The sequence below is a fragment of the Rhizobium sp. NLR10b genome (genome assembly GCF_019685435.1).
Lineage (GTDB): Bacteria > Pseudomonadota > Alphaproteobacteria > Rhizobiales > Rhizobiaceae > Rhizobium.
In genome coordinates this window covers 60,004-85,050 of sequence record NZ_JABDWV010000009.1, presented here as the reverse complement: position 1 = coordinate 85,050, position 25,047 = coordinate 60,004, and the positions used below count along the sequence as shown (strand labels likewise).

The 25,047-nt window shown below is 61.2% G+C and carries 24 protein-coding genes; 10 read left to right on the top strand and 14 right to left on the bottom strand.

Annotation, left to right across the window (positions count from 1 at the left end; all coding sequences use genetic code 11):
- Window positions 1-4: 4 nt before the first annotated feature.
- From HJB91_RS16385 to HJB91_RS16370, 4 genes are read right to left on the bottom strand one after another with little or no spacing between them, the layout of a single operon-like run.
- The gene (locus HJB91_RS16385) at window positions 5-2,101 is read right to left on the bottom strand and encodes a hypothetical protein (RefSeq protein ID WP_221155448.1); all 2,097 of its coding nucleotides are present in this window, start codon (window positions 2,099-2,101) and stop codon (window positions 5-7) included.
- Entirely contained in the window at window positions 2,101-3,672 is a 1,572-nt protein-coding gene (locus HJB91_RS16380) for a terminase (RefSeq protein ID WP_221155447.1), read from the bottom strand. Before HJB91_RS16380 ends, HJB91_RS16385 begins: the two co-directional genes overlap by 1 nt.
- Window positions 3,638-4,108, bottom strand: coding sequence for a terminase small subunit protein (locus tag HJB91_RS16375; protein WP_221155446.1), 471 nt, complete (start codon window positions 4,106-4,108; stop codon window positions 3,638-3,640). The genes HJB91_RS16380 and HJB91_RS16375 overlap by 35 nt, the downstream gene beginning before the upstream one ends.
- Window positions 4,109-4,125: 17 nt before the next feature.
- Window positions 4,126-4,362, bottom strand: a complete 237-nt coding sequence (locus HJB91_RS16370; protein WP_210628754.1) for a hypothetical protein — start codon at window positions 4,360-4,362, stop codon at window positions 4,126-4,128.
- A gap of 971 nt (window positions 4,363-5,333) precedes the next feature.
- Between HJB91_RS16370 and HJB91_RS16365 the strand changes: the two genes are divergently transcribed.
- Complete coding sequence (locus HJB91_RS16365) at window positions 5,334-6,179, top strand: dienelactone hydrolase family protein (protein ID WP_405048816.1); 846 nt, start codon at window positions 5,334-5,336, stop codon at window positions 6,177-6,179.
- A 286-nt stretch (window positions 6,180-6,465) separates the two neighbouring features.
- Here HJB91_RS16365 and HJB91_RS16360 read toward each other — a convergent pair whose 3' ends face one another.
- From HJB91_RS16360 to HJB91_RS16325, 8 genes are all read right to left on the bottom strand, one after another.
- The gene (locus HJB91_RS16360) at window positions 6,466-6,996 is read right to left on the bottom strand and encodes a YidB family protein (RefSeq protein WP_221146800.1); all 531 of its coding nucleotides are present in this window, start codon (window positions 6,994-6,996) and stop codon (window positions 6,466-6,468) included.
- 140 nt (window positions 6,997-7,136) lie between these two features.
- Window positions 7,137-7,478 (bottom strand): hypothetical protein, encoded by a 342-nt coding sequence (locus HJB91_RS16355; RefSeq protein ID WP_168302381.1) that lies wholly within the window; start codon window positions 7,476-7,478, stop codon window positions 7,137-7,139.
- Between the two features lie 133 nt (window positions 7,479-7,611).
- Entirely contained in the window at window positions 7,612-8,415 is an 804-nt protein-coding gene (gene aac(3), locus HJB91_RS16350) for an aminoglycoside 3-N-acetyltransferase (RefSeq protein ID WP_221155444.1), read from the bottom strand.
- Between the two features lie 330 nt (window positions 8,416-8,745).
- Window positions 8,746-9,756, bottom strand: coding sequence for a YtxH domain-containing protein (locus tag HJB91_RS16345; RefSeq protein WP_221155442.1), 1,011 nt, complete (start codon window positions 9,754-9,756; stop codon window positions 8,746-8,748).
- Entirely contained in the window at window positions 9,756-10,172 is a 417-nt protein-coding gene (locus tag HJB91_RS16340; protein ID WP_221155440.1) for a phage holin family protein, read from the bottom strand. The genes HJB91_RS16345 and HJB91_RS16340 overlap by 1 nt, the downstream gene beginning before the upstream one ends.
- Window positions 10,165-10,731, bottom strand: a complete 567-nt coding sequence (locus HJB91_RS16335; RefSeq protein ID WP_221155438.1) for a nutrient deprivation-induced protein — start codon at window positions 10,729-10,731, stop codon at window positions 10,165-10,167. The genes HJB91_RS16340 and HJB91_RS16335 overlap by 8 nt, the downstream gene beginning before the upstream one ends.
- A gap of 103 nt (window positions 10,732-10,834) precedes the next feature.
- Complete coding sequence (locus HJB91_RS16330) at window positions 10,835-11,968, bottom strand: sialidase family protein (RefSeq protein WP_221155436.1); 1,134 nt, start codon at window positions 11,966-11,968, stop codon at window positions 10,835-10,837.
- Window positions 11,969-11,982: 14 nt separating this feature from the next.
- Window positions 11,983-12,285 carry a hypothetical protein gene (locus tag HJB91_RS16325; RefSeq protein ID WP_210628763.1) on the bottom strand — a complete coding sequence of 101 codons (303 nt, stop codon included), beginning with the start codon at window positions 12,283-12,285 and terminating at the stop codon, window positions 11,983-11,985.
- Window positions 12,286-12,575: 290 nt separating this feature from the next.
- Between HJB91_RS16325 and HJB91_RS16320 the strand changes: the two genes are divergently transcribed.
- From HJB91_RS16320 to HJB91_RS16290, 7 genes are all read left to right on the top strand, one after another.
- The gene (locus HJB91_RS16320) at window positions 12,576-12,905 is read left to right on the top strand and encodes a helix-turn-helix transcriptional regulator (RefSeq protein ID WP_210628764.1); all 330 of its coding nucleotides are present in this window, start codon (window positions 12,576-12,578) and stop codon (window positions 12,903-12,905) included.
- Window positions 12,902-13,366, top strand: coding sequence for an SRPBCC domain-containing protein (locus tag HJB91_RS16315; protein ID WP_221155435.1), 465 nt, complete (start codon window positions 12,902-12,904; stop codon window positions 13,364-13,366). The genes HJB91_RS16320 and HJB91_RS16315 overlap by 4 nt, the downstream gene beginning before the upstream one ends.
- Before the next feature lie 41 nt (window positions 13,367-13,407).
- Entirely contained in the window at window positions 13,408-13,824 is a 417-nt protein-coding gene (locus HJB91_RS16310) for a GFA family protein (RefSeq protein ID WP_221155424.1), read from the top strand.
- Window positions 13,825-14,014: 190 nt separating this feature from the next.
- Entirely contained in the window at window positions 14,015-14,344 is a 330-nt protein-coding gene (locus tag HJB91_RS16305; protein ID WP_210628766.1) for a helix-turn-helix transcriptional regulator, read from the top strand.
- Entirely contained in the window at window positions 14,341-14,823 is a 483-nt protein-coding gene (locus HJB91_RS16300) for an SRPBCC domain-containing protein (RefSeq protein ID WP_210628767.1), read from the top strand. Before HJB91_RS16305 ends, HJB91_RS16300 begins: the two co-directional genes overlap by 4 nt.
- Window positions 14,816-15,436 (top strand): glutathione S-transferase family protein, encoded by a 621-nt coding sequence (locus tag HJB91_RS16295; protein WP_221155423.1) that lies wholly within the window; start codon window positions 14,816-14,818, stop codon window positions 15,434-15,436. Before HJB91_RS16300 ends, HJB91_RS16295 begins: the two co-directional genes overlap by 8 nt.
- 201 nt (window positions 15,437-15,637) lie before the next feature.
- Window positions 15,638-16,534: an alpha/beta hydrolase gene (locus HJB91_RS16290; RefSeq protein WP_210628769.1), complete on the top strand. Its 897-nt coding sequence runs from the start codon at window positions 15,638-15,640 to the stop codon at window positions 16,532-16,534.
- On the opposite strand, the gene HJB91_RS16285 is transcribed toward HJB91_RS16290, so the two are convergent.
- Together HJB91_RS16285 and HJB91_RS16280 are read right to left on the bottom strand one after the other, a co-directional pair.
- Window positions 16,504-16,842, bottom strand: coding sequence for an antibiotic biosynthesis monooxygenase (locus HJB91_RS16285; protein ID WP_221146794.1), 339 nt, complete (start codon window positions 16,840-16,842; stop codon window positions 16,504-16,506). The genes HJB91_RS16290 and HJB91_RS16285 overlap by 31 nt on opposite strands.
- Window positions 16,843-17,012: 170 nt before the next feature.
- A complete protein-coding gene (locus HJB91_RS16280) occupies window positions 17,013-17,363 on the bottom strand; it encodes an ethanolamine utilization protein (RefSeq protein WP_221146793.1) in 351 nt (116 codons plus the stop codon).
- 620 nt (window positions 17,364-17,983) lie between these two features.
- On the opposite strand from HJB91_RS16280, the gene HJB91_RS16275 reads away from it, so the two are divergent.
- Entirely contained in the window at window positions 17,984-23,314 is a 5,331-nt protein-coding gene (locus tag HJB91_RS16275; protein ID WP_221155421.1) for a DUF4082 domain-containing protein, read from the top strand.
- A 129-nt stretch (window positions 23,315-23,443) separates the two neighbouring features.
- The gene (locus HJB91_RS16270; RefSeq protein ID WP_210628773.1) at window positions 23,444-24,247 is read left to right on the top strand and encodes a heparin lyase I family protein; all 804 of its coding nucleotides are present in this window, start codon (window positions 23,444-23,446) and stop codon (window positions 24,245-24,247) included.
- Window positions 24,248-25,047 lie beyond the last annotated feature (800 nt).

Genomic DNA, 25,047 nt, shown 5'->3' with positions numbered 1-25,047 from the left:
GGGCTTATTGATAGCTCGCGCGCATCTGGTCGATCGCCTGCGCCGCCGCCTCGCCGCGCGCCTGTTCCAGCATGGCGCGATGCTCGATCTCGGCTTGCGCCACGCCAAGGTCGGCTTTCCGCTGTTCGGCACCGGCCTTCACCTCAGCCGTCTTCAGCTTGAGCATCTCGGCGGGCGAAGGCTGCGGCTGCGGTTCCGGTTTCGGCGCGGTCGCAGCCTGGGAAAGCTGGGCGCCCACCTGCTCCAGCGTGCTTTCCAGCTGACGGCCGGCCCGGAAGCCGCGGGCGGCAAAGAGCAGCGTCTCGACCATGACGGGGACGAGCATCGGGTTCTGCTGCGCCATCGCGCCCGCCTGCTGGATGAAGCCGCCGACCATCTGGACGAATTCCATGCGCCGCTGCTTTTCGGCGTCCTCGTCGGGCTCGATCGTCGAATCCGTCTCGATGTCGATCTGGAAGCCGCGAATGCTGTCGTTGCGCAAGAGCTGCACCACCTCGTCGATCGTCGGCTGGCCCATCATCCGTTGCAGCTGCGGCGGCAGTTCCGGCGGCGTCATTGCGGGGGGCGCCTGCGCCGGCTGACCCATCTGCTGCGCCCGCATGGCCGCCTGCCCGGCCGCCATCTGCATCTGCTGCAGCTGCATCTGCACCTGCTGTTTCTCCGCCATGCTCGGCAGCTTGATGCCGCTGACCAGCATCAGCGTTTCCGGCTGGAACTGGTCGCAGATGATTTCGCCGGCAAGGCGGATAATGTCGCGGGCAAAGCGGGCGAGCTCGGCCTGGCGGTCGCGAATGCGGATCGAGCCCCACTGGCTCTTGATGCGCTGCGCCGTCGCAGTCTCCGAGGCTTGGGTGTCGCCGCGCACGATGTCCGATATGCCGGTGATCTGGTAGACGTCCTCGATCAGCTGCTTGCGCGCCGCCATGCAGGCGACGATCACCTTCTGCACCTCGTCGATCGGCAGCGTCACGACAGCTTTCGAGCCGCCCTTGTCGGTGAAGGCAGCCCATTCCGGGATCGGCACCATCACCATGTCGTTGTCGGGCCGCATCGCCTTCTCGATCGCCGGCGAGATGGCGCCGTCGCCGGAGGGATAGAAGACTTTCAGCCGCAGCTGATCGGTCAGCTTGTTGATGCGCCGGGTCAGAAGATCGATTTCATCGCATTGCTGCTGATAATAAACATAGTCGGGAACCGGGATCAGCGAGCTCGTCGACATCGTGCCATAGGCCGGGCGCGGGCAAGGCCAGAAATGCGTCAGCTCCAGCGGCGGCTCGGAAACTTCGAGCGCGACGGGCGAACCGTCAGCGATCCAGATGGTATAGTTCTCGCTCTTGCACCAGATCTCCCAGACATGGGTCCTGCCTTCGTTTTCGGCGCGCTCGGCCTGGCTTTCGCCCTTGCGGGCACCGGCAGCCTGGGCCGCGCCTGACGCCATCGCCTCACGGCCGAAGCGCTTTTCCATCTCCTCGCCGCTCATCGGCACGCGCCGCGCCACCCAGGTGACATCCTTCCAGCGGCGGGCCGGCGAATACAGGAAATCCGACCAGTGGACATAGTCGATGCAGACGCGCTCGTCGGCAATCGTTTCGAGGGTTGCGCCCAATCCGCCGGGCAAGCCGTTTTCCGCCGCCGGGTCCGAGGGCGCGACGCCCATGTCGAGCGGCTCGAAATCGGCCTCATAACGCAGCCACACCGTGCCGCGGGCGCAGAGCAGGAAATCGTCGCGCACCGCCCGCATGATGGAGTCGAGATCGGCCTCGTCGCCAGCATAGGCGAGATTGCGCTCGACGATTTCCGAGGCGATGCGCGCGACGGGGTCGGCGTCCTTGAAGCGGCGCTCGACGACCGGCTGCGGCACGCGGGCATAGACGGCCGGCTGCAGCACCGCGGTATTGGCCCAGAGCATCGGGAAGCGGCGCTTCGCGGCGCTCGTCTGGTCCGATTGCTGGTCGAGATAGATCTTCTCGATCTTGACGCAGCGGTCGTGCCAGGACTTGAAATAACGCTGGGCGCGTTCGAGCTCCTGCTGCCAATGGACGCCGACCTTTGCCGGATCCAAGTGCAGCCCGCTTTCCAAAGCCATCGTCTCGTCTTCCATCAAACACGCTCGCTCTGTCTCGGGGTGGAATCGGCAAATTCGTTGAAAGTCATCGTCTGGAATGTCGGCAGCGGCTTACGCTCGGGCTTCAACTGTTCGGGCGCCAGGCCAGTGAAGATGATGGCGAGACCGCCGAAAGCATCCGCCCCATGTGAAGCCCAGTTGTGCAGCGGCTCGTCGCGGAAGACGCCGAGATCCTCGTCCCAGTCCTTGCGATAGTTGCGCAGGCATTTGATGCCTTGGGCGCAGCCGGCCTGGTCGAACTCGACCTTTGCCAGGATGCGCCGCGTGCCGTTGATGCGGTCGTGGACATAGGCGCGCTCGACCTTGCGCACCGTGCCGAGACCACGGGCCTTGACCTCCTTCAACATGATCTCGATGCGGGTCATGCCGCCGCGCGTCCATTCCCTGACCTTGATGTCGTGCGGCATGTTGTGGACGCCGTAGACGTAGCCATGTTCGGCGCTACGGCGCTCCAGTTCATCGAGCATGCCGTCCATGCCGGTGCCGGTATGCTCGAAATAGCCGATCATCCTGACGCGGCCGGGCAGTACCTGGAACAGCCAAACGCTGTTGGTGTCGTCCATGCCGATGTCGGAGATTGTGTGGACGGGATAACCTTCCACATGCGGGAAGACACCGATACGCTCCTCGGCGTCGGCGATCGCCATCTGGTCGGCATAATAGGCGCCTTCGACGCTCGCCTCGAAAGCTTCATCAGGCGTCGAGGGATATTCGCGCTTCATATCGCCGAGCTGGATCTCGGCCTTCTTGACGTACCAGGCCTTCTGCCCCGCCGTCAGCGTGATCCCCTGCTCGGCAAGCTGACGAAAATATTTGACGAAAACGTCGCTGATGATGACACCCTCAGGGGCGATCGAATATTGCGGTTCCTTCCACCATGGAAAGAAGTGGAACTTGAAGTCGAGCTCGGTCAGCTCAAGCGCCTGGCGCTGCTTGACCTGGGCATCCTCGCAGAGTGAATAGAAATGCCCCTCCTGACCTTCCGCCGTGCTTTCGACGAAGACCATCTGGCCGGCCTGCACCGTGTTCAGGGCGCCGGTCCTGACTTCCCGCGCCTTGTCGGGATATTTGGCGCAGAGCTTTCCATATTCGGAAATATGCAGATATTGCAGCGTGCCCGAGCGCAGCGACGTGCCGACGCGGATGCTCGAATTATTGGAGAGCAGCAGTTCGCTCTGGTTGGTCCTGACGACAGGTACGGCGTTGCGGATGCCTTCGGGCAGATTGTCATAGGGATATTTGATCTTGTCCCGAAAGATCGTCTGCACGTCGCCGAGCGTATGGGCGATGGTGCCGGCCCTGATATCCCGGTTGAAGACGCAGGCGTCGAGCATGAAGATCTGGATGAAGGTGGTCAGCCCAAGCTGGCGGGCTTTCAAGAGCACGTTGAGATAATGCATCTCGTCGAAGAAGCTCGTCTGCATCAGGTTCATCTCGAACCGGACGCGCCTGCCCGCCTTGTCGGTGATCCAGTAAAGATTGTTCAGCCGCCAGCGCCAGTCGGAAAACTGGTCAACCGCCGCTTGGAAGTCCGCGCGTCCTGCCATTGACCGCCTCCAGCAATTGCGAGACTTCGCCGCTCACGCTCTGTTCGGCTTCGACCTTGGCGCCGTATTTCTTCGGCCTGAGCTTCTCGGCGACCCATTGACGGGTGGCGATGCGCAGCTGCGAGCGCCTTATCGCCTCGCCGTTCTCCTGCCAGCCGGTGGTCTCGCCGGCCGCATTCTTCTTTTCGATCCAGTCGTCGCTGCTATTGTCGGCGATCTCGACCATCTCGTCGACGAAGCTGTCGGCCATGATCTCGCGCGCCAGCGCATATCGCGCCCGGAACGCCGCCTTGTCCTCATCCGCCAGCCAGGAGAGCACCGTCGATTTCGCCGGCATGTCCTCATCCCGGCAGATCGAGCGCAGGCTCTCCCGGTCGGCGATGCGCGCACAGATTTTTTCCGCCAGCGCCTGGCTGAACTTGCTCGGTCTGCCCATCGATCCGTGTCTGACGCTCAGAACAAGGCGATAATGTTGGAGGCCGTGGTCCCGGTCAGCGCCACGATCGCCGCATGAACCGGCAGGATCGTCCCGGCCGGCACGCTCTTGAAGACGACCGGATCCACATCCCGCCGCGGCGCAATCGCCACATCGCCGGCCGTGCCGATATAGAGCGCACGGGCGCCGACAATGGCGGTATCGTTCGGCGTCACCACAGCGGCCCGCGAGGCCGGAGCAATCGAGGGGTCCATTGCAATTCTCCTTGTGAGGGATGGATGTCCTGCCGACGCGGCCGCGTCGAGCGCTGCTTAGCTAGATTTGGCCAAGCGCGCCCCCCACCCTCCGTCATCCGAGGGCTTGACTCGGGGATCCATGCCCGCCGCTGGTGGAGCCCAGCCGTGGATACCAGGGTCAAGCCCGATCCTCGGGTCAAGCCCGATCCTCGGGTCAAGCCCGAGGAGGACGGAGCAAGGAGTGAGCGCTGTGCCAAGCCGCGTGGTCGATGACGCCGGCCGGAAAGCCCTGCCGAATGACGCACGCCATCGAAGCGTCGCCGCCCTTCACCGCCGGCATCACCTCTGAATTCAAATCTCGCAGCTTGGATTTACGGTAGGATTAAATGATCCGCTGGGGGGTGATCAAGGACTTTGTAGCGCAGAAATTGCCTTCGACGCCGGCTCGGAATTGGCGGAGAAAAATTGGTCAAACGTTGGGCCGAACGTCCCTCCACCCTCCGTCATCCCAGGGCTTGACCAGGCTTGACCCCTGGGATCCATGGCCGCGACTGGTGGAGACCAGCGTGGATCCTCGGGTCAAGCCCGAGGAGGACGGAGCAAGAGGTGAGCGCTGTGCAAAACCCACGGTGATATTCGATGCCGCTGGCCGGAAAGCCCTGGCGAATGACACATGCAATCGAAGCGTCGCCGGCCTTCACCGTCGGATCACCTTTGCATTCAAATCTCGCAGCTTGGATTTACGGTAGGACTAAACGATCCGCCGGGGGGTGATCAAGGACTTTCAAGCGTAGAAATTCACTTCGACGCCGGTTCCGAATTCGTCAAGCGTTTGGCGAAAACGTCCCTCCACCCTCCGTAGGTGGTGCAGGCCACTTTTGAAAATCACGCCTCCCCGACCAATTGATAGCAGCAGACCGCCCCCGCTTTGCCAAGCGTCAGCTTCGGCGTACAAATAGCAGCCTGTCGATCACCCGATGGAGGCGTCGGTGAAAACTGCAGGACTTCTTCTTTGCCTCGTCACTTTTCTCGGCGTTCCCTTCTGTGCGGCCCCGGCCGATGCCGAGGAAGTGGTGCGGTTCGAAAGCGCACCGGTGAAGCTCAGCCCGTTTCGCATCCGCAAGGCCCTCGAACAGGGAGAAATTCTCTCCCAATCGCCGGGCACGCCGCTGCTCGGCTATTTGTCCCGCCCTGACGGCGACGGCCCCTTCCCGGCGGTGGTCCTTCTGCATGGTTGCGATCACCTGCGTTTGAGCGTCAAGGAGCTTTGGCCGAAACGGCTGGTCAAATGGGGCTATGTCGTGCTTGTCGTCGACAGCTTCACCACCCGCAAGCTCGACGATGACTGTCGAATCGCTCTTCCCGAGCGGGTCTTCGATGCCTATGGCGCTCTGGATTTCTTGTCGAAATCGAGCTCCGTCGATATCAGCCGCGTCGCCTTGATGGGCTTTTCGACGGGCGCCACCGCGACGCTCGACGCAACAAAAACCGAGGGAAACGAGCAGCTTATGGAGCACAAGTTCAAGACGGCAGTCGCCTATTATCCCGCCTGCGACGCAAATCGGGGCGCTCCGTCAGCACCGACCTTGATCCTGATTGGCGAACGGGACAATTGGAGCCGGGCCGACCGATGCCAGAAGAGCCTTGCCCGCCTTGGCGACGATGGCCCATCCGTTGAGCTCAACGTCTACAAAGGCGCTTATCACGATTTCGACGCCCCGGAGTTCACAATGGGCAAGAGGGTGCTGGGTCATATCGAAAAATACGACCCCGACGCCGCGGCGAAGTCCATGCGCAGCGTCTACGCCTTTCTTCGCAAGTACCTCTCCGAGTAGAGGTTGACTGGCGATCTGCCTCTGCTCATCCGCTAGCCCGAGTTTGGCGCCAACGCACACCCCCAATCTCTGTCATTCTAGGCCTTGAGCCTGGAATCCACGGCCGCCGCCGGTCGATGTCCGCGTGGTGGATTCTCGGGTCAAGCCCGAGGAGGACGGAGCGTGGGTTGAGTTCCATGGGAAATCCGGCGACGTCTCCGGAATGAGGACAGGGCGCCTCCCGATCGATCGTTCCAGCAAACATGCGCCAGCTGTCTGCCGGCCGGGCGCCCCTCCACATCGCAGCCTAAATGTCGCTCGGCCGCCCTGACGTCGCCTGGCTCGCCGAGGACATGAACGCCTCCTCGGCGCTCGGCACTTTCCCCTCCGGCGTCAGATCGTCGACGGCCTTGGGAAGATCGCGGCTCAGCCGGCCGAGGATCTCCTGATGCGAGAGGCCGGTATTCCTGGCGATCTCGTCCAGGACATCCGGGCCGAGGGCTGTGGCAAGTTCGCCGTCATTGATGTCGGCATTCTGCCCGCGGCGCACCCAGGATTCCATCTTGTCGCCCTGGCCGTTCTGCTGAAAGGTTTTCAGGAGGTCGCCGAGGCCGCCGCTGACGATGCTGCCGGAGGTCAAGCCGCCGAGAAGACCACCGAGACCCCCGGAGCCGGCCAGTCCGCCGAGGATGCCGCCGAGGCCGCCTGATGGCTGGCCTCCGGCGCCGGCCTGCTGCGGGTTCTGGAAGCCCCGCAGGAGCTCCCGGATCTTGTCCCTGTTCTGGTAACCGGCAACGGCAAGAACGGCGAGAAGCGCCTTCATTTGACCGCTCATCATGATGAAATCCTCCTGTGGTGCTCCGTGGGTTCACGCCAGCCGGAGCGCTGAATGGGCGCAATGTTCACTATCGTGGAAAGCTCCCGCCGGCGGGCGCAAGGCCCCGTGCCGGCGGCATTCACGACTGTCTCAAGGCCGGCTCAGAGTTCCGGGCAGCCGCGCTGGTTGGCGAAGATCATCCGGTCCGGCCCGCGGCGCGTCATCCCCTCGACGACGATGCTGCGAGACGAGATGCGGACGATGTGGGCCCGGCGCAGGCCTTCGCTGCGGGCGATGTCAAGCGCATCGTCGGGATCGCAGCGGCGCGGGCCCCGACGGTCGTAACGGTCGTAGCGGTCGTAATCGCGATTCCGGTCATAGACGCCGACGCCGCCGGGACCGATGCGCAGTTCCATATCCTGGGCGGCGGCAATCGTCGGTGCGATCGTCAGGCCGGTCATCGAGGCCAGGCCAATCAACACGAACTGAAGAGACTTATGCATGGATTCCTCCCATGGCCTTTATTGCTTATCGCCATACCAACATCGCCGTCGGGATTTTGTTCCGTAAGGTTGGAGGAGCGGGCCCAGGGGAGAAGCAAGAGCCTGCACGGCAGCGCGGAGCCGCTCATCGTGATCAGGCTTGATGCTCCAGCCAGGCGACAGCGAAGCTGCAGATTGAAGCCGCATCGACCAGCACCGATGGCGCGTCTCCAACCAGGCCCTGCGCGCCCTGCCCGCCGGCAAGAAAGGCACTGACGATCCCGGCGAAGTAATCGCTTTCGAAGCCGGCCACGACGGGATCGCCGGTGTCGAATTCCTCGAGCATGCGCCACACCACGCCGGCCGGCGTGGCAAAGGGCACCTCATAGCGGCGCAGGCGCTTGTTCGGGATCTCAGCCAGGTGCTCGGCATGGTGGAGAAGTGTCATCGTGTCGAGCGGGGCTCCGGCCATGAGGACCTTGCCGCCGGCCGCCACGAGTTTGGCGAGCGGCGAGCCCTCGCCATAGCCGTAATCGAGCGGGTGGTCGGCGGTGAGCCAGTCGGCCCTGGCGCCGATCGCCGCGACCGAGGCGCCGGGATTGCCGCTGCGCCGCGCGCCTGGCGTCGTTCGAAGGAATTCCGGGAATATGCCGTTATCGCGGATCGCCCGGGAGGTCGTGGGGTCGAAAGGCGCGATATGGTCGCGCCATTCGAAAGGAACGCGGCCGTTCTCGTCGAGCAGTTCGTCATAGGCGCCGTTCCAGTCCGTATAGGCGGCGATGGTGCCCGACGGGCCGACGACATCGCGTAGCGCATCGATGAACATGTCGGTGCCGTTCAGCAATCGCCCCAGCCTGCTCATGGCGGCATGAACCATTACCATGTCGCCGGCGTGAAGTCCGAGCTTCTCCAGATCCTGGCTGAGCGAGAGACGGGTGTGAAAGTGCGGAGCGGTCATCGGCCAACGATCATCAGGACGTGGCCCGGTGTCAATGCTCCCGGGCGGACTTCAGGACACCCTTGCTCGCGACGCCCTGCTGCCGCTCACGCGCCTCCTGCCTCCGCGCCGCGGTGAAAGCGCGGAACTCCAACCGTAGCCGGGACGATCGCAATCGGTCGCTGCTGGCTATTTTCGAGAGGAAGCAGCATCTCTTCCGCCAGACTGTCGCAGCCATGCAGATCCACAACGAGGACTCCATTTCGTGAACCACCGCTTTCAACGACATGAAGCTGATGGTCATCGATGACGGTCCGTGGAGCCTTCCTGGGGCCGACCGGTATGGATCCTCTACCGCCGATCGGTTCCGCCGAGGCCATCCTTGCGATCTATGAAAGCTTCTGCTTCATCCACCACGCGTTCCTTGATGACATCATGAGCGTCGGACGCAACGTCCACGGCCTTGTGATAGACTTCCGACGCTACCTCTTTACCCTGCGCGAGGACGTCCTGGGCCTGATGGCTGAGGCTATCTCTCGTGCTATCTGCGGCTTCGCCGACCAACTCATCCTCGGTGTCGGTGTGGGGCAGCGCCGCGCCGATCGCCGCACCGACCGCGAAAGCCAGGGCACCGCCGACGAGCGGCTGGTCGCGGAAATGGGTGAGGATCGCCTCGTTGAGTTTGCTCGTTTGCTCTTGAAGACTGGTCGCCGCCGAAGAGGACCGGCTCGACAGCGAGCTCGCCGCGTCAGACGCGCGGGCGCTGAGGTCGCTCGCGGCGCTTTTCGCCTGCTCCCATTTCTCCGTCGCCCAGCCGGTTGCCGCGTCGAGCATTGCACCAGTCTCGTCGGCGATCTGATTGATCTGCTTTCCGCTAGCGTCGGCGAAGCCACGATAGGTCTTGCCCGCCTCGTCCATGAAATGGCCGGCACGACCTCCTGTTTCGTCTGTCAACGCTTTCAACCTCTTGCCGGATTCATCGGCAAAATGGCTGTAACGGGCTCCGTTTTCCATTGCCGGCGGACCAATCCGGCGAACCCGTCCAGTCGCCGGGTAAAGCGGGTATTCAGGATCCTTGCTCCAGGTCGCCGTGTCGCCTGATGAAGGACTGCCTTTTGCCATGAGCCAGGCGAGGCTCACGCCCATCAGCGCGACCGGCAAAGGGTTCGCCTTGAGGGCGTGGCCAAGATTGCTGACATACTCTGCGCCGCCGCTTCCCTTGGCATATGCGATGACCTCATCGATGAGCTGGCCCGGCGACATCCGTTCCTGAATCGCGTCAATCCGATCTCCTATGCGGCGGCGGTCTTGGTCGATCTCCCACTGAAGCTCGGCCGATGATTTTTCCGTTGAATTTTCCATCAGATTTTGTCCTTCACAACATCAACGTCGCGGCGAAGCGAAGTCGCAGTACGATCCAGTTTCATGTTGTTGGCGCGAAGCGCGGCGAGGCCCCGGGAGACCAAGCCCCAAGCGATCCCGGCAATGATGATGCCGACGATTAGAGAGGCGAGCGCACCTGCAGTGGTTTGGGTAAAACCCTGTGTCACGAGGAAGGCCGCGAGACCGCCGACAAGCGCACTCAGCAGGACGCCGACTGCCCCGATCGCCAGGACCAATCCGAATAGGAGAATTTCCACGCCGCTGAGCGCCTGCGAAAGTTTTTCCGAGGCTTCCGTCTTGGCAAGGTCGATTTCCTTGCGGAGCAGGCCCGTGACATCACCCACGAGGCCACTGACGAGCTCGGAGAGGGGTGTGTTCTCTGAAGTTTTAGCCATTGTTCTCGCCTCCGGTCGTCGCGGCGCCGGGGCGCAGGCCAATCGACGGTTCGCGCGGCGCGGCAACTGTTTGCCTTTTCGCGGAGGCCGTCAGGAAGCGGCTTGCCGCCAGGCCCGCAAGTGCGGCGATCCCGAGAAAGGCGAGCGGTTGCTTGCGCCCGAAATCCTCGGCCATGGTGGCGATTTCGCCGATGTCCTTGCCTTCCATCCGCCGAGCGACGGTCTGCACGCTCCGCCCGATTTGCCTGGCGTATCGCCCGACCTCAGCCTGACCGGAGCTTTCCATTTCGGCGCCAGCTTTCTCAAGTGCCGTTGCAACGCCGCCAACCTGGCGAGCAGCGAAGCTGGTGCGTTCGGAAATGACTTCCTTGGCTTTCTCGACGGCCGTGTCGGCGCCTTCCTTGATCGCTTCCTTGGCGGTGGAAATGTCTTCGCTCACCTTCGCTTCCAGATCGGAAACGGACGTGCGCATTCCCGGCGAAGAACCAAAAGCTGGGGATGAGGACGGTGTCTGCGCCGTTGCGCTTCTTCCTGCCGGATCTGTGAAATCGTTTTGCATGTCTAACCTCCCATGTCGTGGCGGCGACTGCCGCAGCCCCGAACCACGGGTGCCCCGCTTTGTTCCGCGAATGCCAAACGTTCCGCTTCGGCATGGCTCAGATCTACGACTGCAATGAAGCCGCGCCGTCCTCGGCTCCTTCTTGATCCTTGGCAGGCGTGACAATGGACGCTGCGACGTAACGCTCCTCCCTGTCGCCATCGTTGAAGTAGTAGACGGCGAGCAGGGATCCCTCCCCGCGTTTTACCATTCTGGGATAACCGAGATCAGCCGTGCCGCCGTCGCTGCGGATGACCTTCTCGGCGCCCCATGTCTCGCCGTCATCGAAACTCATGCGCATCCGGATACCAAATGGCGGATCACGATAGCCGTAGACGAGCAGCAGCATGCCTTCGATGCGTCCGAGCGCTGGCGGGTTGCCATTGCTGCCGGTGTCGCCGACAATGCAGCCTTTCCGTGTCCAGGTCTTCCCTTCGTCGTCGGAGGTGAAGGCTTCTATCCAACCCTTGCCACCGCCCCTCCCCATGCAGCGCGTCAAGGTCAGCATGGCGCCACCGGAAAGCGCCACCGATGCCGGCATGATCGAATAGCCCTCAGGTTCCGGGCCGACAAAGCCTTGAAGGACGAAGCTGCGCCCGCCGTCCGCAGTGCGCGCGCAGAACACCCTGCCTTCCGAACCGTCCTCTTTGGAGGTGCTGAGCATGAAGAGCGCATGTTCCCTGCCAAGAGGCACGATATCGGTGCGCGCCGAGATCGGAAGGTGCAAACCGGTGAAACGATACGGACCCTGCCATGTCAGGCATCGATCCCGGCTGACATAGAACCAGCTGACCGCGTCGCCCTCTACATCGGTTCTGGCGCACATGACGATCGTCTCGGGATCGAGAAAGTCTATGGGTTCATCCAGACGGCCGAGGTCATCACCAACCGACAGATGCGGACGGATCTTGAGATCGGCGTTCAGGTGCTCATCGGCCGAAAGCGAGAGCCCACCGGGCACCCGGCCGCAGAACGGCTCGTCCATCCATGTCAGTCCGCCGTCCAGGCTGCGTGCCTGCCAGGGGACGAATGGATAATCACGGTCCAGTTCGTGCAATTCCCCCTTCGCTCCGAGTTTGCCGCGCGCGAAGACGACAACGATTTCCTCACCCCAGGACCAGAAACCATAATTTGCCGGCCAGGCTGCGAACTCGCCCTGTCTCCTGTAGATTTCAATATGGCGGAATTGCATGTCCATGGAGGCTTCCGCTGTCATAGGGTCTCGACTGGAAGTGCGCGCACGAGCAGTTCATCCTGGCCGAGCAGCCGTTCGAGTTCGCGACGGTATTGGCGCCACCACGCCCGATCGAGACTGCCCACCATGACTTCGATCACGATGACGGTATCTTCTTCAGTGCCCTCGTCATTGGACCAAAGCCCTTTTGCGGGGGAATTGAGATAGGCCGTCACACCGCCATGGCGCTCCGTCATCTCGCGCTGAATTGTCGCGATAATGTCTCCGATGTCGACCGTCGCTTGCGGCGCTGCCGGAATAAACAACTGAATCAAATGCATGTGGAATTCTCCTCGTCTCGCAAACTTCGCAGGTCTGACGAGGTTCCAGCCCGGCTCTAAATCTGGTGCGATGTCATGGTGTCGGCTCCGCTCCGAAATCGCCGATATCCGTCGGACAACAAGGAAAGCGGCAGCAGGCGGTGGTCGCCGTCGTGCAAGGTGCTCCGGCCGCGGTGGCGAGCCCAGACGCAATGTGCAGTCACAGGGCTGATCAAGCATCCCTTTTCAGATCCCGAAGACAGATACCAATTAGTCTTGACTCATCAATTAGTCACGGCTATTGTGTTTGCATGATCGAGACCACCCCAATTACGAGCGTCATGCGCGCCCTTGCCGATCCTACCCGGCGGGCGGTGTTCGAGCAGATCGTCCTCTCCAAGGAGATCACCGTCGTCGAACTGACACGGGCGAGCACCGTCACCCAGGGCGCCGTCTCGCAGCACCTGAAGGCGCTGAAGCAGGCGGGCCTGGTGGCCGAGCGCCCCGAGGGCCGCAATGTCTATTACCGCGCCGAGCCGGAGGGGCTTGCGCCGCTTGTCGACTGGATGAGCCACTACGGCACCTTCTGGCGCGAGCGCTTTGCCGATCTCAGAACCTTGCTGAAGGAAATCGATCCATGACCGAGACTGCATTGAAGCCCGACACGCAGGAGATCGTCGTCGACGAGCTGTTTCCGCACGCGCCGGAAACGATCTGGAAAACGCTGACGTCAGCCGAGCTGATGGGCCGCTGGCTGATGATGCCTGAAGGATTCGAGCCGATCGAGGGCAAGCGCTTCACCTACCAGACGACGCCGGCCGGCGCCTGGGACGGCACCATTCACTGTGAGGTGCTGGAGGTGAAGCCGAACGAGCGTCTCTCCTATGCCTGGAAAGGCGGACATGCGGAGAATGTCGGATATGGCTCACGGCTCGATACCGTCGTCACCTTCATTCTTTCCCGAGCCGAAAACGGCACGCGTCTGCGCCTCATCCATTCCGGCTTCGTGCTGCCTGAGAATGACACCGCCTACCGGAAAATGGGCGAAGGCTGGAAGAAGGTCGTGAAGAATATCGGCACCCTCGCCGGCGGTGACGACTGATCCGGCGCCAGCCACATCACCAAATTGTTCAGGAGAAAGCGATGAGCAAGCCCTATACCGGCGGCTGCGCCTGCGGCGCCATTCATTACGAGATCTCGGCCGAGCCGATTGCGATGAACGACTGCCAGTGCCGCGACTGCCAGAGGACGAGCGGCACCGGCCACGGATCCTATCTGACCTTCCCGAGCCGCCAGGCGGTAAAGCTTGAAGGCGAGGCCAGCCACTGGCAGATGGTCGCCGACAACGGCAACGTTAAAACGCGCGGCTTCTGCCCGGCCTGCGGCGCGCCTGTTTATCTGACCTTCTCCTACATGCCCGATTTCTTCACCATCCACGCCGCCAGCCTCGACGAGCCGGAGCGATATCGGCCGCAAATGGCAACCTACACCGTGCGCGGCCTCGCCTGGGATCGGGTCGACCCCGATGTGCCGAACTTCGAAAAGATGCCGCCGATGTGAGGCTGGCGTAGCGCCTCAAAATGGTGCTCTCGGGTGCTTGGTCGCGAGCGGGGAAGGGGCCGCTCACGACATCGTCGCTTGCCCAACAGGGGTCGAGTTTCTTCCTGTCATTGCCGATCCAGCATAAATTGCCTTTGACATTCCGTCGCACAGAATATAACCATTTGGCTATATAGCTAATTGGTGATGCATGGACGACAGGCTTGATGCGATTTTTTCCGCCCTCTCCGACCCCACACGGAGAGCAATTCTGGCGCGGCTTGCCAACGGCAAGGCGACGGTGGCCGAGCTTGCCGATCCGTTCGAACTGTCTCAGCCCGCCATCTCGAAGCACCTCAAGGTCCTGGAACAGGCCGGGTTGATCCGCTCCGGCCGGGAAGCGAATTCGCGTCCCCGCATTCTCGAGCCGGCAGCCTTGAAGACAATTGCAGATTGGATCGCCGATTACAGGCGCTTCTGGGATGAAAGCTTTGATCGTCTCGATGACTATCTGTCCAAGGTACAAGGAAACGAAAAATGACCAATCCAGAGACCGCAACAGACAACAGCCATGACCTGGTTCTCGTGCGAAAGTTCGATGCGCCCTGCGATCTCGTTTTCAGGGCATGGACCGACCCGAAAGCCTTGGCGCAATGGTGTGGGCCTCACGGTTTCAAGGCAGTGGGCGACAGGCTGGAAGCCTGGCCCGGCGGCAAACACCGCGCCTGTCTGATTGCCCCGGATGGAGAGGAGCATTGGGTCGGCGGAAAATATCTGGAGGTCGAGCCGCCGCACAGGCTTGTGTTCACACATGCCTGGGAGACCGGAACCGGCGAAACCAGCCCCGAAACCATCGTCACCATCACCTTCAGGGAAAGCGATGGAGGCACGGAAATGACTTTTCGGCAGAGCGGATTTGCAAGCGCATCCTCACTTGAGGGTCATGAATCCGGTTGGTCGCAAAGTTTCGAGCGATTGAACTCTTTTCTGGGAACCGCCGAAGGGCAAAATCATGGGTAAGGCGACGATGAAGCTCTACTATTGCGAGACGCTCAATCCGCGGAAGGCCTGCGCCGCCGCGCGTTTTCTTCAAGCCGACGTCGAGTTCGTCAGGGTTGACCTGGCCAGCGGAGAGCAGCGCACCGCGGAATTCCTGGCGCTGAACCCGAACGGAAAGGTCCCGGTGCTGCAGGATGATGCCGGAACCTTATGGGAAGCGAACGCCATCATGTGCCGGTTGTCTGACGCAGTCGCGTCGGATTTCTGGCCGCATGACCATCGGCAGATCGACGTGCTGCGCTGGTTGAGCTGGGATGCCAGCCATTTCACCCGGCACGGGGCAACGCTGTGGTTTGAAAGCTTGATCAAGCCGTTGTTCGGCGGGAAGCCTGACCTCGCCCTGATCGAGGATGCGAAGACGAACTTTCGGCTCCATGGCCGGGTGCTCGACGATCATCTGGCCGCCAACAGCGTCGCCGTCGGGAAGACACTGACCGTGGCGGATTTCGCACTGGCAGCTGCACTTCCTTATGCAACCGCTGCCGACATCCCGCTCGCCGAATTCCGGCATATGCAAAAATGGTACGGACGGCTTGAAGAACTGGATGCGTGGCAAAACCCTTTTCCAGCCTGAGAAGCGCGAGCGAAGGGTTATTGCGAGCCTGAGAGGCGTTACCGCAGAGGTAATATTGAAGTTTATCTTCGTATTTCGATATCTTCTCTTCAACAACGCTTTGTGCATATATTGACCCTTCGCCGAGAACGTCACGCCGCAACCGGCCGCGGTCGCCGCAAGGCGTCCTGGGAATTGCCAAACCGGCGGGTGGATTCTGTCGTGAGCACCACAAGATACTTGCTGATCTTGCCGCTGATGGCGGTCGTGGCCTACATGGCGATCGTGGCTCTGGTCTATTTTTCGCAGCGAAGCCTGCTTTATCCCGGAGCCGGCGCCGCATCTGGTGCCGAGGATGCGCGTTGGGGCGAGTCGGTCAACATTAGAACGCCCGACGGGGAGAAGCTTCAGGGACTGTACAGCCAGGGCGACAGCGACAAGCCCTGCGTGCTCCTCTTTTTCGGCAACGGCGACCGCGTCGACAATTACGCGTTTCTCGCACAGGCGCTGGCTGCACGCAGGATTGGATTGCTGGCGATTTCCTATCGCGGCTATCCCGGCTCGACCGGCTCACCCAGCGAGCAGGGCCTGCTGACGGACGGCATCGCCGCGTTCGACTGGCTTTCAGCACATGCCGGAAGCGAGATTGTTGTGCTCGGCCGGTCACTTGGCACCGGCGTTGCTGTGAACACGGCCGCGAACAGGCCGGCCGGGGGCGTCATCCTCGTGTCTCCGTACCTGTCGGTTCTGTCGGTTGCGCAGGCGCGCTATCCGTACCTCCCGGCTGAAATTCTTCTCAAGGATCCGTTTCGATCGGACCTCAACATAGGCAAGGTCAGACAACCGAAGTTGTTCCTCCACGGCCGGCTTGATGACAGCATCCCACTGTCTTCAGGGCAGGCGCTGTACGAGATCGCACCCGAGCCCAAGCGGATGCTGATCTATGACCGCGCGGGTCACAACGATATCTTCAGCGATGGCCTGGTCGGTGACGTCATCCGTTTCGTGGAAGCGCTGAAAGGAAACGGTCCTGGATCCCGTCACGAACGGGAGCCGGTTCTCGGCGAGACCCGGTCTGAGGGCGAAGATCATCGCGGTGGTTCGGCTTCGAATCCATAAGCTCTTTCAACGAGCGCCACACGGATTTCATAACGCGTATACCAGTCTGCCCGGCCCCGGCGTTGCGCTTCGACGTGATCGACGACCGCTTTCCAGGCCCGGATGCTTTCTTCGTCCCTCCAATAAGAGTTGATGATGCCGAACCCATCAGCACGGCGGGCGCTTTCGAAACCCAGAAATCCGGGCTGCTGCTTTGCCAGTTCCACCATCGCAGCGCCGACGTCACCGTAGCCGTCCTCGACCTCCGTTCGTTGCGACGAGAAGCAGACGACGTAATAGGGCGGTGCAGGTAAGGTCGCGATAGACATGCCAAAACCTCGTTGCGACGAGTGGACATCTTTGCAACCATCCGTCGTGCGGTCAATTCGCAACCCAATACCGGCACAGGCTACGTCAGCCCCCTTCGCCGTCCCCGACCCCAAGCTGCCGTGGAAATCAATCGAGGCGGCCGCGGAAAAGCATCTCGTTGCCGTGGGACTTACGCATGCGCCGGACGCCAGTGGGGATAGGTGACATAGGCGGTGACGGCGCCCTCCTCATGCGAGCGGATCGTCACGGTCTCGCCCTTCGGCATGTAGACGATCTCGCCCGGCCCGGCGCTGACCGTTCCCGCCTCTGCCGAAATCGAAAGCCGCCCTTCCAGAACGATCATCACGTCGTCGACCGCCATGGTTTCGGTCAGGCTCTGGCCAGGGGCGTAGCGTCCGTAACCGATGGTGATCGGCCCGCCATGCCGCTCATCGACGAGATTGCCGACGAGAATGTCTGCCTCCTGCCCCGGGGAACGCTTCAGCGAAGCGTCGGCGATCGCGAATTTCTGCATCTTCATTGTCTACCTCCATGCCGCCGGCTTAGGTAACGCGGAAATCTCCCGCGCCAAGTCCTCAGCGTGGCGCGATATCCCGCCATTGGAATGATCTGCGACGGAAGGCCTCGCCAGCAAACGAAGGCGCGCCGAAACGAAGTGCTCTGACGCCGGTCCAGCGGCGCGATACGCTGCGCCGGCGGCGAGTTGAGTGGGAATGCACCCCCGCTCTCCGTCATTCCAGGCCTTGAGCCTGGAATCCATGGCCTTGGCCCATCACGCGCCGCGGATCCTGGGCGAACGACAACGAAAGGCGCCGCCCTGCCCTGCGTATCGGATCGACATGGCGCTTGCCGGCCACGCCGCAGAGCCACGAAAGCCTCGACTTCATCGGCGCATGGAGCGGCAGAAGCCGCGTCGTCAGCATCCATTTGCCAACCTGCAACTGAGCTCCAGCGCATCCAAGGCGTGTGATGATTGACAGAGTTCTACCAAGAAAGAGCTAATTGGAAAGTCCAAAGGATCGGAGCATAGTCCGCCCAGTGGGGTTCAGCGCGCGTGGGAAAAGCGGGACACAGGACTCCTGCGGCCACGCCTCGACGACTTAGCAGGCAACATTGACAGGTTGATGCGGAGGTAGCGTGATGGCGCAGGGCGTCGTTTCTCTCAGCGGGACTCTGACTCAGAATCAGACTTTGGCGGCAAATGTCACCGATGTTGACGGGTTACCGTCAGGGACGGTCATTACCTATCAGTGGCAGCAGAGCAGCGATAACGGTGCCACCTGGAGCAACATAACAGGTGCAGCCACAGCCGCCCTGACCTTGCAGCAGGCTCAGGTCGGAAAGCGGGTGCGGGCAACCGCTGCTTACACCGATGCTTTGGGCAACCAGGAACTGGTTGCCAGCACCACCAATACCGCTGTCGCCAACGTGAGCGACATAGGCGTAGTCGCGATCACCGGTACACCCGTACAAGGCCAGGCCCTGGCCGCCGCGATCTCGGATCTGGATGGGCTCGCCAACGTGGCGATCACCTATCGTTGGCAGCAACTGATCGGAACCACCTGGAGCAACATCGCGAACGCCAACGGTTCAACGTGGACGCTTCAGGCAGCGCAGGTCGGCAGGCAGGTCCGCGTCCAGGTAACCTATACCGATCAGTCGGGAGGAACCGAAAACAATCGAACCAGCCTGGCCACATCCCCGATCGTCGCGAGTAATCCTGCCGGCAACGACATTGGCATCGTCTCCATCATCGGGGCCGCAACTCAAAATCGGACGATCGCGGCTGGTGTTACCGATGTTGACGGGCTCCCGGCCGGGACCATCGTCGCCTACCAATGGCAGCAAAGCAGCAATGGCGGCGGCACGTGGAGCAACATTGCCGGCGCCACTGCGAAAACACTCAGCCTGCAGCAAGCACTGGTTGGGGAGCAGGTTCGAGCGACCGCCACGTACACCGATGCCCTTGGCAACAACGAGACGGTCGCCAGCGGTCCGACGACGGCAGTCGCCAACTTGAACGACGCAGGCGTGGCGACGATCACCGGTACGCCCGTTCAAGGACAAGCCCTGACTGCGGCCGTTACCGACCTCGATGGGCTCGCCAACGTGTCGATCACCTATCGCTGGCAGCAGTTGATCGGGACGACCTGGACCGATATCGCCGGAGCCACCGGTCCGAACTGGACACTCCAGGCGGCGCAGGTGGGCAGGCAAGTTCGTGTCAGGACCACTTACACCGATCAGCTGGGTGGTGTCGAAGCCAACCGGGCGAGCACGCCGACCGCAGCCATTGTCAGTGCCAACAACCACCCGGGTGTGCTTGGCATCAGCGGCACCGCGACGCAAGGTCAGGTGTTGACGGCCGCTGTCACCGACGCGGACGGTGTGCCGGGATCGGTGACCTATCAGTGGCAGCAGAGCAGCAACGGCACCACCTGGAGCAATATCGGTGGAGCGACTGCCAAGACGCTGACCCTGCAGCAGGCCCAGGTCGGCAATTTCGTGCGGGCAACGGCCAGTTACATCGACAACCTGGGCAACAGCGAGAATGTCACCAGCCCGGCGACGCCCTCGGCAGTCGCCAATGTCAATGATCCCGGCGTGATCTCGATCACTGGCATAGCGAGCCAAGGCCAGACCTTGACCGCCAGCCTCAGTGACATCGATGGCCTGCCGGCAAGCGTCAGCTATCTGTGGCAGAGCAGCGACAACGGCACGACGTGGAGTGACGTCGCGGGCGGGCAAAGCCTGACACTGGGCAGCAGTCTCGTCGGCAAGCGCGTGCGGGTCAATGCCACTTATACCGACCTGCTTGGCACTGGCGAGACCGTCGTGAGCGCGGCGACTGCCCCGATTACATCCGTAAGTTCCAGCCCCGTCAGCCTCTTCACCACCCAGACACCGGCCCAACCCAACTTCACCGACGGGCCTGGAGTGGACTGGGAAGTCGGGATGCGCTTCGTCAGCAGCAATACCGGTTCGATCCAGGCGGTCCGCTATTACAAGGCCCCCAGCGAGACCGACACGCATGTCGGCCGCATCTGGTCGGCTACCGGGCAGCAACTGGCAAGCGTCACCTTCACCAACGAGACCGCCTCAGGATGGCAGCAGCAGACTTTGGCAAGCCCGCTGGTCATCAATGCGGGCACCACCTATGTCGTCTCGGTCAATGCCAACAGCTACTATTCGCTGACCTCGAACGGCTTCGCCAACCCGATCAGCAATGGCGGATTGACCGCCCCGGTCGGCGCCGGCGTCTACAACGATACCATCGGCACGTTTCCGACCCTGGTCTACCAGAATGAAAACTACTTCCGCGATGTCGTGTTTTCTGCCGCGGCGGCGAATCCCGACAACCACCCGGGTGTGCTTGGCATCAGCGGCACCGCGACGCAAGGTCAGGTGTTGACGGCCGCTGTCACCGACGCGGACGGTGTGCCGGGATCGGTGACCTATCAGTGGCAGCAGAGCAGCAACGGCACCACCTGGAGCAATATCGGTGGAGCGACTGCCAAGACGCTGACCCTGCAGCAGGCCCAGGTCGGCAATTTCGTGCGGGCAACAGCCAGTTACATCGACAACCTGGGCAACAGCGAAAATGTCACCAGCCCGGCGACGCCCTCGGCAGTCGCCAATGTCAATGATCCCGGCGTGATCTCGATCACTGGCATAGCGAGCCAGGGCCAGACCTTGACCGCCAGCCTCAGTGACATCGATGGCCTGCCGGCAAGCGTCAGCTATCTGTGGCAGAGCAGCGACAACGGCACGACGTGGAGTGACGTCGCGGGCGGGCAAAGCCTGACACTGGGCAGCAGTCTCGTCGGCAAGCGCGTGCGGGTCAATGCCACTTATACCGACCTGCTTGGCACTGGCGAGACCGTCGTGAGCGCGGCGACTGCCCCGATTACATCCGTAAGTTCCAGCCCCGTCAGCCTCTTCACCACCCAGACACCGGCCCAACCCAACTTCACCGACGGGCCTGGAGTGGACTGGGAAGTCGGGATGCGCTTCGTCAGCAGCAATACCGGTTCGATCCAGGCGGTCCGCTATTACAAGGCCCCCAGCGAGACCGGCACGCATGTCGGCCGCATCTGGTCGGCTACCGGGCAGCAACTGGCAAGCGTCACCTTCACCAACGAGACCGCCTCAGGATGGCAGCAGCAGACTTTGGCAAGCCCGCTGGTCATCAATGCGGGCACCACCTATGTCGTCTCGGTCAATGCCAACAGCTACTATTCGCTGACCTCGAACGGCTTTGCCAACCCGATCAGCAATGGCGGATTGACCGCCCCGGTCGGCGCCGGCGTCTACAACGATACCATCGGCACGTTTCCGACCCTGGTCTACCAGAATGAAAACTACTTCCGCGATGTCGTGTTTTCTGCTGGATCAAGCGTTGCCTTGCGGGACAACAACACCATCTTCGTCAGTGAAACAGCGGGCGCCGCAACAATCACCGTCGTTCGCACAGGCAGCACGAGCGGGCCGCTGACACTGGAGTACACGACCAACGAGATCGGCGGAGCCGGAGCGGCACAGGCTGGAGCGGACTATACGCCGCCGACCTTCAATGGCCGAGCCAATACCGGGCAAGTTGTTTTCGCGGACGGCGAGAGCAGCAAGACGTTTGCAATCCCGATCGTCAATGACCCCGATGCCGAAGGGACCGAGACATTTTCCGTCGGCATCCAGAATCCCGGGCCTGGTGGCTCGCTGGCAGCGCCGCGGACTGTTCTGGTCTCGATCGTCGACGACGACTCCGCACCGACCATCTCCGTGAGCAATCCGGTCATCACCTTGTCGGAGGCGGCGGTCGCCGCCACGATCACGGTTCAGCGCAGTGGAAACATCGATGCCGCGGCCACTGTTGCATATGCTACGAGCAATGGCAGCGCGATCGCGGGCTCCGATTATACGACAACAACGGGCGTGCTCACATTTGCCGCCGGGCAGGCGATCCAGACCATTTCTGTTCCGCTGCTCAACAACACGACGGCCGAGAGCAACGAAAGCTTCACTGTAACCTTGAGCAACCCGACAGGCGCTGTCCTGGGGAGCCAAACGACCGCGACCGTCAACATCCTGGACGACGACAGCAACCTCGGCAATCTGGTCCGCCAGACCGTGGTGTCCGGCTTGACCGAGCCAACGACCCTGGATTGGACGCCCGATGGCCGCTATATGGTTGTCGCGCAACAGAATGGCGTTGTGCGGGTGGTGGACAACGGCACGTTGAGATCGACGCCGCTTGTCGATTTGTCCAGCCAGGTCAACTATACGCCCGGAGATCGGGGGATGCTGGGGCTGGCAATTCATCCGAACTTCGCGGCAAATCCATACGTCTATCTGCTCTACACTTACGACCCGCCGGAAACTGCGAATGGAACCGGCCTGGCGGGACCTGATACCAAAGGGAACCGTCCTTCGCGTCTCGTTCGGCTTACGGTCAACCCCAACACGATGATCGCCGATCCGGCCAGCATGGTCGTGCTGGCCGGTACCAATAGCACCTGGGCATACACCAGCCGTCCGGATCTCGACAGTACCGGCGCTGTGAACATACCGCCATCGGGCATCGTTAACGGCACCACCATTACCGCCCCTGCAAGCCAGATCGAGGTGGGAACGCAGGACAACGATCCAGATCGCGCCGGAATCCAGAACCAGAATATTCGGGACTATCTGGCGACGGACAGTGACTCCCATTCCAATGGAGCTCTCCATTTCGGGCCTGACGGCATGCTGTACTTCAGCAACGGAGACGGCACGTCTTACAATTTCATGGACCCTCGCACGGTTCGCGCTCAAGACGTTCACAATCTGTCCGGCAAAGTCCTGAGGATAGATCCGATGACCGGCGCGGGCGTTCCGGGGAACCCCTTCTATGACCCCGCAGATCCCAACAGCAATCAGTCCAAGGTCTTCTATTCCGGCGTGCGCAACGCCTATCGCTTCACCTTCGATCCGGTGACCAACCTGCCCGTGCTCGGAGATGTCGGCTGGAACAGTTGGGAGGAAATAAATACCGGTCCCGCCGGATCGAATTTCGGTTGGCCGTATCTGGAAGGTCCCGGCCGAACGGGCGGCTACCAGGATCTCCCTCAGGCGATCAGCTTCTACAACAATGGGAACCGAAACAGTCCTTCCGATCAGGCTGCTGTTTTTCCGCTGCTATCGAGAAGCCACGGCGCGCCTGACGGCGCCTCCGCGATCACGGTCGGGGATTTCTACAACAACGATACCCTGATGTTTGCGGATCTTGTCAATGGAAATGTGTACACCGCAACAATGAACGCAAGCAGGCAGATCACGAACGTACAGGTCTTCGACACCGGCGTCCCCTACCTGGTAGACATCGCGAAGGGACCGGACGGCTGGCTTTACGGTGCTGATTTGGGCACCGGCACCATCCGTCGCTGGGCAGACCCCAATGTGCCGACCGGCGGGAACCTGTTGGCACCGACTTGAGCCGTAGCACATCGGCAGCCCCCTTATGCAGTATTGAACGCGTAACAGGCGATGCCGAGACAATGAGGGAGGCTGGCGATGCCGCCGAGAGCTAATCGGTCAAGCTCAGGGTTCAAGAATATTGGGATATTGAACTTCCTCCGCAAAATCCTGGTAGCAGTACTTCTGCCAGTTCTTTCAGCAAATCTTTCATTCGGTGCGGAAAGGACATTTAAACTTCCTGGCTTCACCCACCCGTTTAGAGTTACGACGGAGCGCAATCAGCCGGGCGGCTTTACAATGGTGAAAGACCCGCTGGATCAGTACAACGCGGCCAAGGTGTTCAAATTTTCGATCAACCCAGGTCCGTGCGTACGGGACGACTGCGAGCAACAGTCGGCTCGCGCGACGGTTCAGCAGGGACGCAAGGCCAAGCAACCCAAGGAGGCATGGTATGGTTGGGACATGTATTTCGTGCCCGACTTTCCGATTGGTTCGAAGCAGGTCAGAGGTCACGAGATATTCGTCGAATTCAAGGATCAGGACCAATGCCAACTCGTGGCCCTGACCACCAATCCCCATAGCAACGACCAATTCCTTTCATGGAGTATGGAAAAGCCAAGCGGGAAGCAGATGACCCAGTTCGGCGGTGACTGTATTGACCTTTTTGACATGCGCGTCGCGCCCATCAGCGAACTGGCGGGCGCTTGGCACCGTTTCGAACTCCTTGTTCGATGGACCAGGGAAGGCGACGGACGCTTCATGATGTTTCTGGATGGGAAGCAGGTCGTGGACTATCACGGCGTTACCTGTTTTTCATGCGATAAGCTAAATTACTTTCTTTTCGGCAACTACCTGTGTTGCACGACTGGCACCAAATTGGTGGTGCCCGCGACGGTCTACTATCGCTACGTCAGCATGGCGAAGTCGCGTGAGGCTCTCGTTTGGAAGTAGTTCAGCAGGATCGACGGCGATGGGGCGGCTCCGCGAACAACGAAGTTTGCGGAGCCGAAGTGCACGGAGGGAGGTGGGCGGCGCCATAAGGCCGCGGGTGTTAGAACCCCTCACCTTGATACGATCCGAGGATGAGCTCGACTGAACATCACTCGGCGATTTCTTTCGAATTCTCCTGGAAATGGGCTCGGGCAGTCTCGTCAAGATCGATCAGCTTGTCGATCGCTTCCTCAATCAGCGGCGAGATGATCGGGCGTAGAGCGGCTCCGGTAGGATGCCGACAAAAAAGCCCCGCCGTAACGGGGCAAGTCTTGACAACACGGATCGCACAGGAGGAACACCCGTGCTTTCCTGTTGCTTCAACGAAAGAGGGGACTGGCTATGTTCCGATACGGTGTTGGACATAGTAGAACGCAGCTTCATCTTCTCATTGAGCACTTGAAGAAGGCGTTATTTGTCTCGCCAGGGAGGTTCTGACTGGATACAGCAACATTGCTAAACCTCCCTGGCGTCCTCTTGACAAGGATGAATAAAATCTAGCTCGACTCTTACCAAGAAAAAGACGGACTTAAGTCGGGCATTGGGCGCCATGGTTTTGTAGTGCTGTTCAAGCATGACGCAAAAAAGCCCCGCAGCTCAGCGGGGATTAGCAGATTGGGGTTTTTTTTGGCTTTGCGCACCTAGGCGCTGCACAACTATTCTCAACGATGTTTTCTTTACTGCAATAAGTACGACTTTATCACTTTGACTTAGGGTCGAATGCATAAATGTGCGAAACCGCACTGACGGTTGGTCTTAGA

Excerpts from the sequence above, each read along its gene's own strand:
- HJB91_RS16380 (WP_221155447.1), bottom strand. The coding sequence starts at position 3,672 with ATGGCAGGACGCGCGGACTTCCAAGCGGCGGTTGACCAGTTTTCCGAC.
- HJB91_RS16275 (WP_221155421.1), top strand. The coding sequence starts at position 17,984 with ATGGCGCAGGGCGTCGTTTCTCTCAGCGGGACTCTGACTCAGAATCAG.
- HJB91_RS16325 (WP_210628763.1), bottom strand. The coding sequence starts at position 12,285 with ATGCATTTGATTCAGTTGTTTATTCCGGCAGCGCCGCAAGCGACGGTC.
- HJB91_RS16280 (WP_221146793.1), bottom strand. The coding sequence starts at position 17,363 with ATGAAGATGCAGAAATTCGCGATCGCCGACGCTTCGCTGAAGCGTTCC.
- HJB91_RS16360 (WP_221146800.1), bottom strand. The coding sequence starts at position 6,996 with ATGATGAGCGGTCAAATGAAGGCGCTTCTCGCCGTTCTTGCCGTTGCC.
- HJB91_RS16285 (WP_221146794.1), bottom strand. The coding sequence starts at position 16,842 with ATGTCTATCGCGACCTTACCTGCACCGCCCTATTACGTCGTCTGCTTC.
- HJB91_RS16375 (WP_221155446.1), bottom strand. The coding sequence starts at position 4,108 with ATGGGCAGACCGAGCAAGTTCAGCCAGGCGCTGGCGGAAAAAATCTGT.
- HJB91_RS16300 (WP_210628767.1), top strand. The coding sequence starts at position 14,341 with ATGACCAATCCAGAGACCGCAACAGACAACAGCCATGACCTGGTTCTC.
- HJB91_RS16330 (WP_221155436.1), bottom strand. The coding sequence starts at position 11,968 with ATGGACATGCAATTCCGCCATATTGAAATCTACAGGAGACAGGGCGAG.
- HJB91_RS16335 (WP_221155438.1), bottom strand. The coding sequence starts at position 10,731 with ATGCAAAACGATTTCACAGATCCGGCAGGAAGAAGCGCAACGGCGCAG.
- HJB91_RS16355 (WP_168302381.1), bottom strand. The coding sequence starts at position 7,478 with ATGCATAAGTCTCTTCAGTTCGTGTTGATTGGCCTGGCCTCGATGACC.
- HJB91_RS16345 (WP_221155442.1), bottom strand. The coding sequence starts at position 9,756 with ATGGAAAATTCAACGGAAAAATCATCGGCCGAGCTTCAGTGGGAGATC.
- HJB91_RS16305 (WP_210628766.1), top strand. The coding sequence starts at position 14,015 with ATGGACGACAGGCTTGATGCGATTTTTTCCGCCCTCTCCGACCCCACA.
- HJB91_RS16310 (WP_221155424.1), top strand. The coding sequence starts at position 13,408 with ATGAGCAAGCCCTATACCGGCGGCTGCGCCTGCGGCGCCATTCATTAC.
- HJB91_RS16340 (WP_221155440.1), bottom strand. The coding sequence starts at position 10,172 with ATGGCTAAAACTTCAGAGAACACACCCCTCTCCGAGCTCGTCAGTGGC.
- HJB91_RS16295 (WP_221155423.1), top strand. The coding sequence starts at position 14,816 with ATGGGTAAGGCGACGATGAAGCTCTACTATTGCGAGACGCTCAATCCG.
- HJB91_RS16320 (WP_210628764.1), top strand. The coding sequence starts at position 12,576 with ATGATCGAGACCACCCCAATTACGAGCGTCATGCGCGCCCTTGCCGAT.
- HJB91_RS16370 (WP_210628754.1), bottom strand. The coding sequence starts at position 4,362 with ATGGACCCCTCGATTGCTCCGGCCTCGCGGGCCGCTGTGGTGACGCCG.
- HJB91_RS16385 (WP_221155448.1), bottom strand. The coding sequence starts at position 2,101 with ATGGAAGACGAGACGATGGCTTTGGAAAGCGGGCTGCACTTGGATCCG.
- HJB91_RS16315 (WP_221155435.1), top strand. The coding sequence starts at position 12,902 with ATGACCGAGACTGCATTGAAGCCCGACACGCAGGAGATCGTCGTCGAC.